Genomic DNA, 13,419 nt, shown 5'->3' on the forward strand with positions numbered 1-13,419 from the left:
GATGTGTATAAGAGACAGGATCTCGACTGTTCGGCTGTCGACGACGGTGCCGCCGACGGTCAGTTTCGCGGTGTGTCGCTTTGCCGTGTCGTTCTCGTTTCGGTAGCTCCCCTCGACGGTCACCGACTCGCCGGCCTCGAGGTTCGTCGGGGAGACTGCGAGGGACCCGAGGGTAACTCCTTGGTGAGTCTCGTTTTCGTCGTCCACCTCGTCTTCATCGTCCTCGCCATCGTCGTAGCGGACGTGTACCGTGAACGTCTCCGTCCCCGTGTGAGCGACGTGTGTATCGACCGCGACGCCGACGCGGATCGTCTCGCCCGCTGACGGCTCGATCGGGCTTGCTCTGGCGACCTCGGCCGTCGGATCGTTTCCGGAGTAGAACTCGAGGCCCTCGACGTCGTTCTCGATCCAGACCCGCTGGACGTCGGTATCGGCGATCGCGATCGTGAAGACATCGGCGGTTGTTAGTGCGTCTTCGTTTAGTTCCTCGAGATCGAGTTCGAGTCGGTTGTCTTGGATCGTCGCGTATCGGGACGTCGGTTCGAGGAGGACGTCGTCAGCCGCCGAATTCTCACCCACCGTGATCGCGACCGTCGGAACTACGAACGCGAGGAGAACGCAAGCGGCCGCGGCGGTAAGTAGGACGTCAGTGGATAACATCTATGCGGTTCGCTGGCACGACTCGGGGAACGTCGTTTACTGGCGACACGTTCGGTCGTTCTGTAGCCAGTGTCCACCGTCCTCGAGGAGCGGACACCGGTATTTACCGATCTACTGAGGTCGGATCGGGTAGACGGACCTCTATTAGCTACTGCCGTCTTCGGCGTAGAGAGTCAGCATTTCATCGTCGCCGCTATTCTCGACAGCGGTATTGATTTCAGCGTCAACGGTTGTCGTTCCTCCAGCTGAAACGGTAGCGTACGCCAGATCACCGTCTGCACCTGTGTCCGGGTCGCTCAGCGCGAAGGTGACGTCTGCACCGGCGATCGAAACGGTCTGGCTTTTCGAGTGACCGCTTTCGGCACCTCCGAGGCTGACCTCGATACTGTTGCCGTCGGCAGCGTTGTTGGTGAGTTCTAAAATACCATTTACGTACGTCGTCGCGTCGTCGTTGAAGCCGACGCTCTCGTTGCCCGTGTCGCCCAGATCGATCGTGACAGCGGCCTCACTATCAGTGCTGCCGTCCACCGCATACGCACTATTAGTAACGCTGACACCCAGATATGCCTGACCGTCTCCCGTTGTCCCGACCGACACGGTTCGTTCTGCTTCCACGCTACTAAACGCCCCCGTCCCAAGCGCTGCTCCGCCGCCCGCGACAATCGTCCCCAGTCCGACTAACACATTGCGTCGATTCATTCTCATGGTTATGGTTCCGTCTGACCGCGTCGGTTCTCCCCCGCCTCGAAGCGGGGAGTCCAGCGCGCGGTTCTTACGCTCACGTGGAGTGCAACTCACTTTGTATTAGGCCGCCAGAAATACCGAAAGCTCGGTAATACACTCGTTCAAGACAGTCTTGAAGAACATAGATTGCCGTCTACGGTCGCGACGACTCCGATAACGGCTAGTGGTGTAATTCCTCGCCAGCAGCACTGGAAGAGGCTGGGCGGATTCTCTCCGATCGCATTGTTCGTTAGCGATCAGAATTGTTCTATTGGTGATGAGATCAACACTCATTACATTTTATAATACAGTAATGAATACGGGTTCGTAATGGGACGGATTGGTAGAACAGCTGAGATCTCTCTTTCCGAACGGGCCGATCGGGGGGCGAGCCCTCAGTTAGGGATCGTATTGCTGTTCGTAATGGTTTTCCTCGGCGCAACGAGCGTTTACGTCGTCGGGATGGGTGCATTCGACGCCGCCGAGTCGCAGGCGTATCACGAACAGAGTCAGCAGGAACTCCGGCAGTTCGATTCGACGATATCGTCGCTCGGGAAGCAGGACGATACCCCGAAACGCGTTCAAATCAATAATTTAGACGGGGAACTGGTTACCGACGGACAGCTCGAGGTCACCGTCTCGGACGGATACGTGAACGATAGTCGCTCGATAGAGCTCGAGACGCTGGTTGCAACCGATACGGGTGGTAACGAGTTCGCGTATCAAGCCGGCGGGGCTTGGGACGTTTCCGGCGATCGAGCGACCGCCGTTTCGGATCCGAACCTCCGGTATTACTACGAGTCGACCGAAGACGGGGAAGTCGGACGAGTCGATATCGAACCGGTCTCGCTCGAGGGAAGCGTCGGCACAGGTGAACATACGGTTCGAGAAGTTCCGAACCCCGATACCGACTCGTTCGAATCGCTCGGGGAGGATATCGAGGTCGTCAGTTACACGACGGTCGAGGTTTCCGGGTCGTCTTACCATCACGGGTGGTACAACTTCCTGAAAGACGAGTTCGACGCGACCGATGCCGACGACTGTGCGGTCTCCGGTGCGGTCGACGAGAACATCATCTGCCACGACGAATCCGAGGAGACGGTTACGGTCGTCGCACACGTCGATGGTGAGGAACCGCTTCGCGAACTCGCCGATATCGAACCAACGGTTCGCAGCGGACTCTATATCGACGGCGAAACGGGGACGCTAAAGTCGTCGATTTCGATGAACGCGTACGAAAATCACACTTCGAACGGCGACGATTCTCCCGGCTTCTTGCTCGCGAATTACGACGAATTCTATCTTCACAACCACGCCGATATCGAAGGTGTCCCGGTCGTAAACGGCGAACTGGGTTCGAAAGGGAATCCGTCGATCTCCCCGATCGGCTATGGAGTAACCGTCAACGGGACCGAGCAGGGCGAATCGGAGAGCGGCAAGAACCTGTATCGGTTAGATTCGGAGAACGAAGGGAAGGGGAACGGCGTCGAAGGAACGGCACTCGCCACCGAACTCTCGCAACCGTACGCCGACGTTGCTCCGATCGACGACGAGATCAAGCGGCTCCTGACGGCGTATCTCGCCGGCAACCCGTCGGCCGACGGTGACGTTTCTGCGGGCATGTACAGCGGCGAAGACGGGATCGAGTCGACGGACTCCTCCGATGGAAACGTCAATATCGGTATCGACGGCGATCTCGAACTCTCGGACGTCGAAATTAACGGCAACAATCAGACGAACTTCTATGTCGACGGTCACGCTACACTCTCGAACGTCACGATCGGGCCCGACGACCGGGCGGACGCACTGTGGGTGTACGCCACTAGCGACTCGACGATTACCATCGAGGACGACTTTCAGGGAGTCGTTTACGCACCGGGTGCCGACCTCGAGATCGAGGACGGTGTGACTATCGACGGGGCCGTCATCGCCGGCGACGCGGCCGGGCGTGGCGGCACGCTCGAAATCGGTGACGACGTTCAGATTAACTTCGATCGCTCGCTGCGGAGTGCAACGCCGCTCTCTGAGGAAGACACCGATCTGTTATTCGAGTACAGCGACACGCGGCCTCCGGTCGACGTCACGTTCGTTCTCGACCGATCGGGGTCGATGGGGCCTCACAATCCGTCCGGGAACGCGTATGTGCCCGAGCACGAGATTCAAATCGGTGACGAATGGGGGCCGATCCCGACGGACGAACCGTTCAGAAACATGGAGACTGGTGGATGGTGGGGCCAGAAAATCCAGGTACGGGACGAGAATGGGACGACCGAAACTCTCGGATCGATGGAGTTCGCCCATCCCGACGACTGGACGGAGATTCGAGCCCAGCCCAACAGCTTCTATTACGGACCCAGCACGGCCTCGATCGGCGTCTACGCTCATCCGGGGAACGATCCGACGGGCCAGCGAGTCGAGGCCACCAGAAACGTTATCGACGAACTGGATCCCGGTTCCGATCGGGTCGGAATCTACGATTTCGCCAGCGGTGGCCGCCCCCTCCATCCCCTTAACGGTGATCTCGAGGCGGCGAAAGAGAGCGTCGTCGGCAGCGCTTACGGTGGGACGAACATGGCTGCCGGACTGGAAGCCGCGCTCAACGGTTACACCACCCGGAGTACCGATGACCGCGAGCGAGTCATTATTCTCCTGAGCGACGGGAAGAACTCCAACACTGCCAGCGACGAGAGAATGGACGACTTGGTTGACCAGTCCGACGACCTCGACTACACCCTTCACACTGTCGGTCTCGATGGCCTCGAGCATAGCTCGATACCCGAGGACAAACTCGAGGGATGGGCGGCGGAGACCGGCGGGAACTACTACCAGACCGCCGATCCAGACGAGCTACTCGATCTCTTCGAGGAGATCGTTAACGAAGAGATCGATCTCGATATGAATACGCAGATGCAACTGTCCGTGAACTACGAGGCGGGGAGTACTGCGAACTATGCGGTACACGTCTCCGAACGAACCGTCGAGATCGACCATTGACGGCGCCCGCTTTCGCCTGACAGTCAGGTTAGCGTAATCCAAGACGCCACTAGGTATTATCTGATTGACTATTTCTCTGAAACGGCGAAATAGGCGCGTTTCGCGGCAATAAGGGTTATGTATCAGAAATTCATATTTTCAACATAGTACGAACGACCCAATGGCAACGCAGATGGGGGGCGATTCGGATCGGGGGGAGATCTTCGATCTTCTGAGCAACCATCGGCGGCGATACGCGATTCACTACTGCAAGCGCGAGGGCGAGCCGGTCACGTTGGGGGACCTCGCCGAGCACGTCGCCGCCTGGGAACTCGACAAGGAGGTCGAGGAGATCACCTCCGCCGAACGGAAGCGGGTGTACACGTCGTTACAGCAGACGCATCTGCCGACGCTCGAGCGAGCCGAGATGATCGAGTTCGATAACCGAACGATCGAACTCACGGACGAAGCCTCGGAGTTAGACGTCTATCTGGACGTCGTTCCGGCGGACTCGATCCCCTGGGGACTGTACTATCTGGGGCTGGCCATCGTCGGCTCGGTCGTGATGGCGGGGCTCTGGCTCGAGGTCGTACCGACGGGGGCGGTGTCCGAACTCGGCTGGGCGACGCTGGTGTTTGCGCTGTTTGCGATTTCTGCAGTCGTCCACGTGGTACAGAGCCGGCGGATGCGACTCGGTGAAATGGAGCGACAACCGTAATGATGCGGCGTATTCGGGAGAGAGGTGACCGCATTCGTCGTAAAGAAACCGTCCTCGTAACATGTTTAGATTGGAATGATCGTATTCATGACAGCCACTCTACGAAGAGTTATACTATTTGAGTATAATGAGTAAGTAATGAAACGACGTGTCTTCGTGTGCGTCGGGGCCACGTCGATCGGTGTCGGTGCACTGTTCAGTACCGGCGCATTCAGCTCCCTCACCGCTGATCGGGAAGTCGCCGTCACTACTGCTGAGGATCACGAGGGAGCCCTCCTCGGAATCAAGAACATCGATACGACTGATGAGCCAGTGTTCACGAACAATACGACACTGGAAATGGACGTGGAACTGACCGATACTGATCCCGATACCACTATTTCCTTCGACGGGAACGACTCGTCGTATCGCTTTTCGCTCGGCCCGAACGGAAGCGAGACGATTACTGTAGAGACGGAAGATACTGCTCAAAGCGCACTCGTCGCTGTTACCGCCGAACTGTTCGACAACGGAACCAAGAGTGGCGAAATAACACTGCAACGCGATTTCAGCGTCCCACAGTCGGCGATAACCGACTTCACTGGAACGGCCAAAAGTCCAGGTGGAAGCGGGAAGTTCGAGTTCGAACTCGAGAACACCGGCGACAAACCCATTACTCTCACTGGAATCGGGATTGATGCGACGACGCGGAGCGATGTTCAGGCAGTAACGCCGAAAAACAACGGAGCGGCTCTCTCTGGAAACAAACGCGATCTCGTTACGACGTCGATCTCGATCGATAGCACAGATCCCGAGACCCACAGTCGATATGATTTCGATACCGACTTTGAACTGTCACTTAATGAGACGGCCACCTTCGAACTGAGCCGGTTTACAGATGGATCCGGCAATAAGGTTAGGATGGACGGCGAAAACGTCCGCGTGACCGTGTATTTCGGTGACGATAGTCACAAAACGTTCGATCTCTGTCTCGATGAGGCGACCTGTGGTCGCTACGAGTCGTGAATACCGTTCGCTCTGGACCTCGAACTCCGGCGTTCTTTCGAGACCAACCCGAACTCCTTTTCACCACCGGCCACTGAATTCCATCCATGTCGACCGAATCGATCAGTGACCGACGCGAGCACATCCGCTCGATCAGCGTGACCGCGCTGGCCGCGCTGTTGGGTGTCGCCGCGGCGTTCGGCTCGATGGCACTGGTGGGTGACGTGTCGTCGGCCGACGCAGCCGCGAACGACACGCGGACGCTCATGCTCGTCGCCGGCGCGATTCTCGCCCAGTTCGTGCTCTACGATTTCACGAGCATCTACGATGACGACGAGTTCGGACCGAAACACTACCTGTTCATCGTGTTCATGACGTTCTCCCTGTGGTTCGTGACGTGGGGAATCTTGCTCACGACGGGGGCCGTCGCGTAACCATGGCCGACGACAGCATCGCCGTCGTAGACCTCGATCGGTGCCAACCCGACCGCTGTAGCTACGAGTGCAAGAACTACTGTCCGCCCAACCGCACGGGAAAGGAGTGTATCACCCTCCGCGGGGAGGAGGCCGACGAGGGCCAGCCCGACCAGGTCCACATCTCCGAGGAGATCTGTCTCGGCGAGACCTGCGGGATCTGCGTCGAGAAGTGTCCGTTCGACGCCATCGAGATCATCAACCTGCCGGAGGAGTTGCAGGACGACCCCGCCCACCGCTACGGCGAAAACGCCTTCTCGCTGTACGGACTCCCTGCGCCCCAGGAAGGGCAGGTAACGGGGATTCTGGGTCCCAACGGGATCGGGAAGACCACCGCCGTTCGCATCCTCGCCGGCGAACTCGAGCCCAATCTCGGCCGCCACGAGGAGTCACCGGGCTGGGACGAGGTCCTCGAGGCCTACCGCGGGACGGAGTTACAGGACTACATCGCCGACGTGCGTGACGGCGACGTCACGATCGCGCGCAAGCCACAGTACGTCGACCAGATTCCGAACAGCTTCGACGGCAACACCCGCGAGTTGCTCGAGCAGACCGACGAGCGCGGCGCCTTAGACGAACTGGTCGAGCGGCTCTCGATCGGCCCCGTCATGGAGCAGTCGATCGACGACCTCTCGGGCGGGGAACTCCAGCGGGTCGCCATCGCGGCCACGCTGGCTCGAGATACGGACTTCTACTTCTTAGACGAGATCACGCCCTACCTCGACATCGGGCAGCGCGTCACCGCGGCGCGGCTGATCCGGGAACTCGCCGAGGAGGAGAACCGATCGATGCTCGTCATCGAACACGACCTCGCGATCCTGGACCTGCTCGCCGATACGCTGCACGTCGCCTACGGCGAGCCCGGCGCCTACGGTGTTATCACGGCGCCCAAGTCCGTCCGTAACGGGATCAACGAGTACCTCTCGGGCTACCTCGACAACGAGAACATGCGGATCCGACCGGATCCGATCGAGTTCGAGGAACACGCTCCTCGCGCCGCGACTCGCGGCGACACGTTAGTCGAGTACCCCGACCTCACCAAGAGCTACGGCGACGGCGAGTTCTCCCTCGAGGTCGAGGGCGGCGAGATCCGAGAAAACGAGGTGCTCGGCATCGTCGGTCCGAACGGGATCGGGAAGTCCACCTTCGCGAAGCTCCTGACCGGCAACATCGAACCGGACGAGGGCGACGCCGACCTCGATCTGGACATCTCCTACAAGCCCCAGTACGTCACGATCGACCAGCACATGCGGGTCGACGCCTTCCTCTCTTCGATCACGGACCAGTTCGGCTCCTCGTACTGGAACACCGAGATCGCCCAGCCGCTCCAGCTCGAGCGGATCATGGAGCAGAATCTCTCGGACCTCTCTGGCGGCGAGCGCCAGCGGGTAGCCATCGCGGCCTGCCTGTCGGACTCGGCCGACCTCTACCTGCTCGACGAACCCTCGGCTCACCTCGACGTCGAGCAGCGCGTCCAGGCGACGAAGGCGATCCGACGCTACGCCGAACAGCAGGACGCGACGGTCATGGTCATCGACCACGACATCTACATGATCGACCTGCTGGCCGACCGGCTGATGGTCTTCGACGGCGAACCCGCCGTCCAGGGGCGGGCCGGCCAGCCCCAGCCGATGCGCGACGGGATGAACGAGTTCCTCGCGAACCTCGAGGTCACGTTCCGCCGCGACGAGCGCACGTCGCGACCGCGCATCAACAAGCCCGAGTCGCAACTCGACAAACAGCAGAAACAGGACGGCGAGTACTACTACGCGCCCTGAGTTCGGCCGTGGCTCGTTTTCCGCTCGCGCGATCGCGACCGAGCCGACGCTACTCGAGGCTGTGTGGCACTTCGCCAGTACGACTCCGCGTCAAAACCAGTCAGTACGATTCAGTCGAAACAGGATCGACTCGACTCAGCTAATCAGCCGCTGACAGCTCCCGCAGAGGTTCTCCTCCTTGATATCGACCTCGCGGACCGTCGGCGAGAAGTTCATGACACAGCGGTTGTTGTCGCAGTGTTCTAACCCGTAGGTGTGGCCGATTTCGTGGACGATCTCCTTGCGGACCCGATCCTCGAAGATGTCCTCGGCGCTCTGGTTCGAGAAGCCGCCGTCGCTCGAGGTCTGGAGGCGGTAGGTCGAGACGACGCTCCCGCTGCCGTCGAGGTAAGCGAGCCCGAAGACGTAGTTGCGCCGGCGGTAGAAGAGGTCGTGTGGCGTGATCGCGATGTTTTTCGTCCCGCGGCCGACCCGTTCGGCGAGCTGGATGAACGTTTCGGCGGCGTACTGGTTCCGGTCGGCGTCGTAAGCACCGTTCGGGACCGACTGCGAGTCGTTGACCGTGACGTCGCAGTCGTAAACCGATCGCAACGCAGCGGAGGCCGCCCGCTTGACGTTCGCGGGGACGTTGCCGACCGGCACGATATCGACGAGCATGGCAAGGGCTATGGCCGCGGGTGGCATAAACGTCCCGCCGTGGCCCACTCTCGCCGGAACGCGGAGACGCTGCTCGAGACCCTGACCGAGTACGATCGGCTCGTCGAGGTCGGAATCGGTCGTCGGACCGACGTGGCGGCCGCGCTGGCCGATCGCGGCGTCGCCGTCACCGCGACGGACGTCCACGACCGGCCGGTCCCCGACGGCGTGCGGTTCGTCCGCGACGATATCGTCGACCCCGATCCGGCGGTCTACGCCGCCGCCGACGCGATCTACGCGCTGAACCTTCCCCCGGAACTCCACCGACCGGCGCTCGCGGTCGCCCGCGAGGCCGACGCCGACCTCCTGTTTACGACCCTCGGCGGCGACCAGCCCGCGATTCCGGTCGAACGTCGGACGATCGAGACGGGGACGCTGTACGTCGCTCGAGCGGCGGCCGGACGCCGACGGTGATCGTCGCCCGCGCCCCATCGTTCGTGGTCGAAGGAATTACCACCGTTCGGAACAGTTCAGTTACCGATGATCCCTGATGCCGCTTCGCCCCTCGTCGCGACCCTCGTCGTTCTCGTCGCGGTGACGGTGATCGTCTCCGTCGTCAGCTCTATCACCCGTGTCGTGATGCGCCTCCTCGCCGCTCCCGGCGTCGTCGTCCACGAACTCGCCCACAAGCAAGTCTGTCACCTCGTCGGAGTGCCCGTCAAAGAGGTCGTCTACTTCCGGTTCGGCGACCCGCCGGGCTACGTCCGCCACGCCCAGCCCGGACGGTACCGCGAGTCGTTCGCGATCAGCGTCGCCCCGTTCCTGGTCAACACCGTCGTCTCGGTCGCGGCCTTCCTCGGGTTCGCCGCGCTCGCGTCGTCGCTCGGAATCGCGGACGCCCTCGCAACCGCGACCGCGGACCCGATCGCGTCGGCGACCGCACTGCGCGACGGCCTCGCGGCGGCCTCGAGCGGCGAACTTGCGCTCGCGGTCGCGCTGGGATGGCTCGGCCTCGCGGTCGGCGTGCAGGCGTTCCCGAGCACCGGCGACGCGAAGACGCTCTGGACGCACTCTCGCTCGGAGTGGCGGCGACGACCGGTCGTCCTGCTCGGCGTCCCCGTCGTCGTCGTGATTTACGTCGTGAACCTGCTCTCGTGGCTGTGGGCCGACGTTCTGTACGCGCTGGGGCTCTGTCTGCTAGCGTTCTCCGCGGTCGGCGGGCTCGGGTTCTGAGGGATCGCGTCGTTCCCGGTCGCTGCGCCGGGAGACGCAGGTCGCACACAGTTGGGACGTCCCCACGAGCGGAATCCGACCGCCTTTACCTTCGGCGGCCCGTCTGGAGGGGTATGAACGCAGACGCCGTCGTGTTAGACGTCGACGGAGTGCTCGTCGACGTCGCCGACTCCTACCGACGCGCGATCGTCGACTCCGTCGAGCGCGTCTACGACCGGACGATCCGCAAGGCCGACATCCAGCAGTTCAAGGACGCCGGCGGGTTCAACAACGACTGGGAACTGACCTACGCCGCCGCGCTGTACGTGCTCGCGACCGGCGAGGGGTACGGCGCGTCGATCGACGACTTCACGGACGAGATCGCCGCCCGCGACGGCGGTCTCGAGGCCGCCGAGGACGCGATCCGCGCAGATCTCGGCGCCCGAGCGACCCAGCGCGTTCTCGAGCGCTGGGACCGCGAGCGGCTTCGCGACGTCTTCCAGCAACTGTACCTCGGCGCCGACCTCTACCGGGGCCTCGAGGGCGGCGATCCCGACGTCGAGACGCGCGGGTTCATCCACGACGAACCGATCCTGCTCGAGGAGTCGACCCGCGACGCGCTCGTCGAGGACGACGCGATCGACGTCGGAATCCTGACCGGGCGGCCGGAAGCCGAGGCCGAGATCGCCCTCGAGCGCGTCGGCCTCGAGGCGGCGATTCCCCTCGAGCACCGGTTCACGATGGACGACTGGGAGGAGGGCAAGCCCCACCCGCGGGCGCTGACGACGCTCGCCGAGCGGTTCGACGCCGACAGCGTGGTCTTCGTCGGCGACACGTTAGACGACGTTCGGACGGCCAATAACGCTCGCGAGGCAGATCCCGACCGCGAGTACCACGGGATCGGCGTCCTCACGGGCGGTCTCACCGGCGAGGAGGGACGTCGGAAGTACGAGGCCGAGGACGCCTCGGCCGTCCTCGAGTCGATCAACGCGTTGCCCGACCTGCTCGAGTCGTAGGGCGTTCGGCCCCGCTACCGGCTACTGATCGCTCGCGTACGTTCCAAGCCCCGGGTAGTCGGCGACGATCCCGTCGACGCCGGTGGCGGCCAGCGCCTCGAACTGGTGCCAGTTCTCGGCCGTCCAGACGTTGACCGTCCGACCCTCGGCGCGGGCTTCCTCGATAATATCGATCTCGGGCTCGCCGGCTCCGAACCCGGCGTACTCGGTATCCGCGAGCGGCGCTCCGCTGATCGCGTTTCTCGGCGGGTGGATCGCCTCGCAGTCGTAGCGGCGGGCGATCTCGAGTCCCGCCTCGAGGTCGTCCCAGACGAGCGTCGCGGCGGCGTACCGGGGAGCGATCTCGCGGAGGGCCGCGAGCGCGCCCTCGCAGAACGACGAGAAGAGGAGTTCGCCGTCGAACGCGTCGCAGGTTTCGATCACGCGCTCGACGAACGGCGTCCAGACCTCGCGGCGATCGTCCCGGTCCTCGACCGGGAGGGACTCGCCGAACCGCAGGTCGGCCGTCCCCGGATTCTTCAGTTCGACGTTGACGCCGACCGTCTCGGGGATCGCCTCGAGTAGTTCCGCGAGCGTCGGCACCGTCTCCTCGGTCCCGAGGACGCGTGCGGCTCGAATCTCCTCGAGTGACGTTTCCCGGACCAGGCCCGTTGCGTCGGTCAGCGGACGGCCGTCGCGGGTGCGGTCGCCCTCGAGGCGCTCGTCGTGGATCACGACCGGCGTGCCACAGGCCGCGGGCTGGACGTCGATCTCGAGCATTGTCGTTTCGTCGTTCGTTGCGGCGTTCGCGGCAGCTGCGACGGTGTTCTCCGGGGCGACGCCGGCGTAACCGCGGTGGGCGATCACCGCTGGACTGTCCATGGTCGGAGGACGACGGCGGGGCTAATGGAGGCTGTGTTCTCGTGGGTATTCGTCGGAGGCTAGCGTTCGATGACTCGAGGAATTGCGGCGAACACGCCGCTCGCGCTGGCAACACGGGTATCCACACGCCTCCCCAACCAATTCGCTCGTACGACTCGCGAAGACCTCGCGCAGTTTCAACTCGCGATTCGCTGGTCGCTCACCGCGAGTCAGCGCGCCATTGCAGGCGGTTTCCCGGTCCTGCTCGTGACGACTATTCGCGCGCCTCGAGTCCGACGGCGTCGGCGAGCAGTTCGTGCGAGCGCAGCGTCGTCTCGGGGTCCGCGTGCTGGCTCTGGATCACGACCTCGTCGACCCCGGCCTGTGCGGTCAGTTCCTCGAGGATCTCGCGGGCCGTCTCCGGCCCGCCGGAGAGGTGCCGCGGCCAGTCGCCGGGTTCGATATCCGTCGGCGTCGGCTCGGGAACGCCGCCGAGGACGTCGATCGCCCGGTCGACCGATCGAATCGGGAGTCGGTCGACCTGCCCGTTGCGGAGCAGTCGCGACGAGGCTACGGCGGTCGCGCGGAGCCGCGCGGCCTCCGCGTCGGTCTCGGCGCAGGTCAGGTTCACCGCGATGGCGCCGCGTGGCTCCTCGAGGCCGGCACCGTCCGGCGAGGGCTCGAAGTGCTCCCGGTAGGTATCGAACGCCTGCACGGCCGGCCCGGGGCGGATGAACGCGGCGAAACAGTACGGCAGTCCCAGTTTACCGGCGATCTTCGCGCTCGCCGGACTCGAGCCGTGGACCCAGATTTCGGGCGCGGAGTCGCCCGACCGGGGGATCTCGAGTTCGCGGAACGGGTGGTCGTCGTCGAACCCGCCGTAGAGGTGCTTGACGACCTCGTCGATCTTCTCCGCCTGATCGTCGCCGGTCCGTCGCCGCTGGCTGCGATCCGGCTGGAGGGCGAGGTCGCTCGCCGGGTTCCCCGTCGCCCGGCCCAGGCCCAGGTCGATCCGACCGGGCTCGAGGGCGTCGAGGACGCCGAACGTCTCGGCGACCTTGTACGGGCTGTAGTGGTTGAGCAATACGGTGCCCGAGCCGATCCGGATCTCGTCGGTCTTCGCGGCGACGTAGGGGATTACCACCTCCGGCGTCGTGCTCGCGACGGAGTCGGTGAAGTCGTGGTGTTCGGCCACCCAGAACCGCGAGTAGCCGAGTTGCTCGGCCCGCTGAGCGCGTTTGACCGTGTGGTCGAACGCCTCCGTTGTGGTGCCGTCTTCCGGCATCGGTGCGAGATCGACGATCGAGAGCTCCATACTTCGTGATGGGGGCAGCGCGGGAAGTGTGTAGCCTTTCGCCGAGCCCTTGCCGACTCTCGGCGGGCGACCGCTCCGCGCCCGACCACTG

General features: G+C 62.9%; 12 protein-coding genes and 1 pseudogene. 8 read left to right on the top strand and 5 right to left on the bottom strand.

Annotated elements, in window-relative coordinates; genetic code table 11:
- Both C477_RS06160 and C477_RS06165 read right to left on the bottom strand, forming a co-directional pair.
- Positions 1-660: pseudogene (locus C477_RS06160) on the bottom strand (hypothetical protein); the annotation flags it as partial.
- Positions 661-804: 144 nt separating this feature from the next.
- Positions 805-1,275 (bottom strand): hypothetical protein, encoded by a 471-nt coding sequence (locus C477_RS06165; RefSeq protein WP_169332645.1) that lies wholly within the window; start codon positions 1,273-1,275, stop codon positions 805-807.
- 438 nt (positions 1,276-1,713) lie between these two features.
- On the opposite strand from C477_RS06165, the gene C477_RS06170 reads away from it, so the two are divergent.
- From C477_RS06170 to C477_RS06190, 5 genes are all read left to right on the top strand, one after another.
- Positions 1,714-4,377 carry a DUF7289 family protein gene (locus C477_RS06170; RefSeq protein ID WP_449404394.1) on the top strand — a complete coding sequence of 888 codons (2,664 nt, stop codon included), beginning with the start codon at positions 1,714-1,716 and terminating at the stop codon, positions 4,375-4,377.
- A 160-nt stretch (positions 4,378-4,537) separates the two neighbouring features.
- Positions 4,538-5,074, top strand: coding sequence for a DUF7344 domain-containing protein (locus tag C477_RS06175; protein WP_193366253.1), 537 nt, complete (start codon positions 4,538-4,540; stop codon positions 5,072-5,074).
- Between the two features lie 138 nt (positions 5,075-5,212).
- The gene (locus C477_RS06180; protein ID WP_008893594.1) at positions 5,213-6,079 is read left to right on the top strand and encodes a hypothetical protein; all 867 of its coding nucleotides are present in this window, start codon (positions 5,213-5,215) and stop codon (positions 6,077-6,079) included.
- Positions 6,080-6,165: 86 nt separating this feature from the next.
- Entirely contained in the window at positions 6,166-6,492 is a 327-nt protein-coding gene (locus C477_RS06185) for an EMC6-like membrane protein (RefSeq protein ID WP_008893595.1), read from the top strand.
- Between the two features lie 2 nt (positions 6,493-6,494).
- Complete coding sequence (locus C477_RS06190; RefSeq protein ID WP_008893596.1) at positions 6,495-8,309, top strand: ribosome biogenesis/translation initiation ATPase RLI; 1,815 nt, start codon at positions 6,495-6,497, stop codon at positions 8,307-8,309.
- Between the two features lie 135 nt (positions 8,310-8,444).
- On the opposite strand, the gene C477_RS06195 is transcribed toward C477_RS06190, so the two are convergent.
- Positions 8,445-8,966, bottom strand: a complete 522-nt coding sequence (locus C477_RS06195) for an archaemetzincin family Zn-dependent metalloprotease (protein WP_008893597.1) — start codon at positions 8,964-8,966, stop codon at positions 8,445-8,447.
- 39 nt (positions 8,967-9,005) lie between these two features.
- Here C477_RS06195 and C477_RS06200 point away from each other — a divergent pair, with 39 nt between their 5' ends.
- From C477_RS06200 to C477_RS06210, 3 genes are all read left to right on the top strand, one after another.
- Positions 9,006-9,419 (top strand): UPF0146 family protein, encoded by a 414-nt coding sequence (locus C477_RS06200; RefSeq protein ID WP_008893598.1) that lies wholly within the window; start codon positions 9,006-9,008, stop codon positions 9,417-9,419.
- Between the two features lie 66 nt (positions 9,420-9,485).
- A complete protein-coding gene (locus tag C477_RS06205; protein ID WP_008893599.1) occupies positions 9,486-10,178 on the top strand; it encodes a metalloprotease family protein in 693 nt (230 codons plus the stop codon).
- Between the two features lie 113 nt (positions 10,179-10,291).
- Positions 10,292-11,173 (top strand): TIGR01548 family HAD-type hydrolase, encoded by an 882-nt coding sequence (locus C477_RS06210; protein WP_008893600.1) that lies wholly within the window; start codon positions 10,292-10,294, stop codon positions 11,171-11,173.
- Positions 11,174-11,194: 21 nt separating this feature from the next.
- Here C477_RS06210 and C477_RS06215 read toward each other — a convergent pair whose 3' ends face one another.
- Positions 11,195-12,034, bottom strand: coding sequence for a glycerophosphodiester phosphodiesterase (locus C477_RS06215; RefSeq protein WP_008893601.1), 840 nt, complete (start codon positions 12,032-12,034; stop codon positions 11,195-11,197).
- Between the two features lie 253 nt (positions 12,035-12,287).
- Positions 12,288-13,328: an LLM class flavin-dependent oxidoreductase gene (locus C477_RS06220; protein WP_008893602.1), complete on the bottom strand. Its 1,041-nt coding sequence runs from the start codon at positions 13,326-13,328 to the stop codon at positions 12,288-12,290.
- Positions 13,329-13,419 lie beyond the last annotated feature (91 nt).

This window comes from Haloterrigena salina JCM 13891, assembly GCF_000337495.1.
GTDB classification, from domain to species: Archaea; Halobacteriota; Halobacteria; order Halobacteriales; family Natrialbaceae; genus Haloterrigena; species Haloterrigena salina.

Bases quoted from the DNA above. Each gene is read 5' to 3' on its own strand.
- C477_RS06170 (WP_449404394.1), top strand. From the start codon at position 1,714: ATGGGACGGATTGGTAGAACAGCTGAGATCTCTCTTTCCGAACGGGCC.
- C477_RS06215 (WP_008893601.1), bottom strand. From the start codon at position 12,034: ATGGACAGTCCAGCGGTGATCGCCCACCGCGGTTACGCCGGCGTCGCC.
- C477_RS06175 (WP_193366253.1), top strand. From the start codon at position 4,538: ATGGCAACGCAGATGGGGGGCGATTCGGATCGGGGGGAGATCTTCGAT.
- C477_RS06220 (WP_008893602.1), bottom strand. From the start codon at position 13,328: ATGGAGCTCTCGATCGTCGATCTCGCACCGATGCCGGAAGACGGCACC.
- C477_RS06205 (WP_008893599.1), top strand. From the start codon at position 9,486: ATGATCCCTGATGCCGCTTCGCCCCTCGTCGCGACCCTCGTCGTTCTC.
- C477_RS06195 (WP_008893597.1), bottom strand. From the start codon at position 8,966: ATGCTCGTCGATATCGTGCCGGTCGGCAACGTCCCCGCGAACGTCAAG.
- C477_RS06185 (WP_008893595.1), top strand. From the start codon at position 6,166: ATGTCGACCGAATCGATCAGTGACCGACGCGAGCACATCCGCTCGATC.
- C477_RS06180 (WP_008893594.1), top strand. From the start codon at position 5,213: ATGAAACGACGTGTCTTCGTGTGCGTCGGGGCCACGTCGATCGGTGTC.
- C477_RS06190 (WP_008893596.1), top strand. From the start codon at position 6,495: ATGGCCGACGACAGCATCGCCGTCGTAGACCTCGATCGGTGCCAACCC.
- C477_RS06210 (WP_008893600.1), top strand. From the start codon at position 10,292: ATGAACGCAGACGCCGTCGTGTTAGACGTCGACGGAGTGCTCGTCGAC.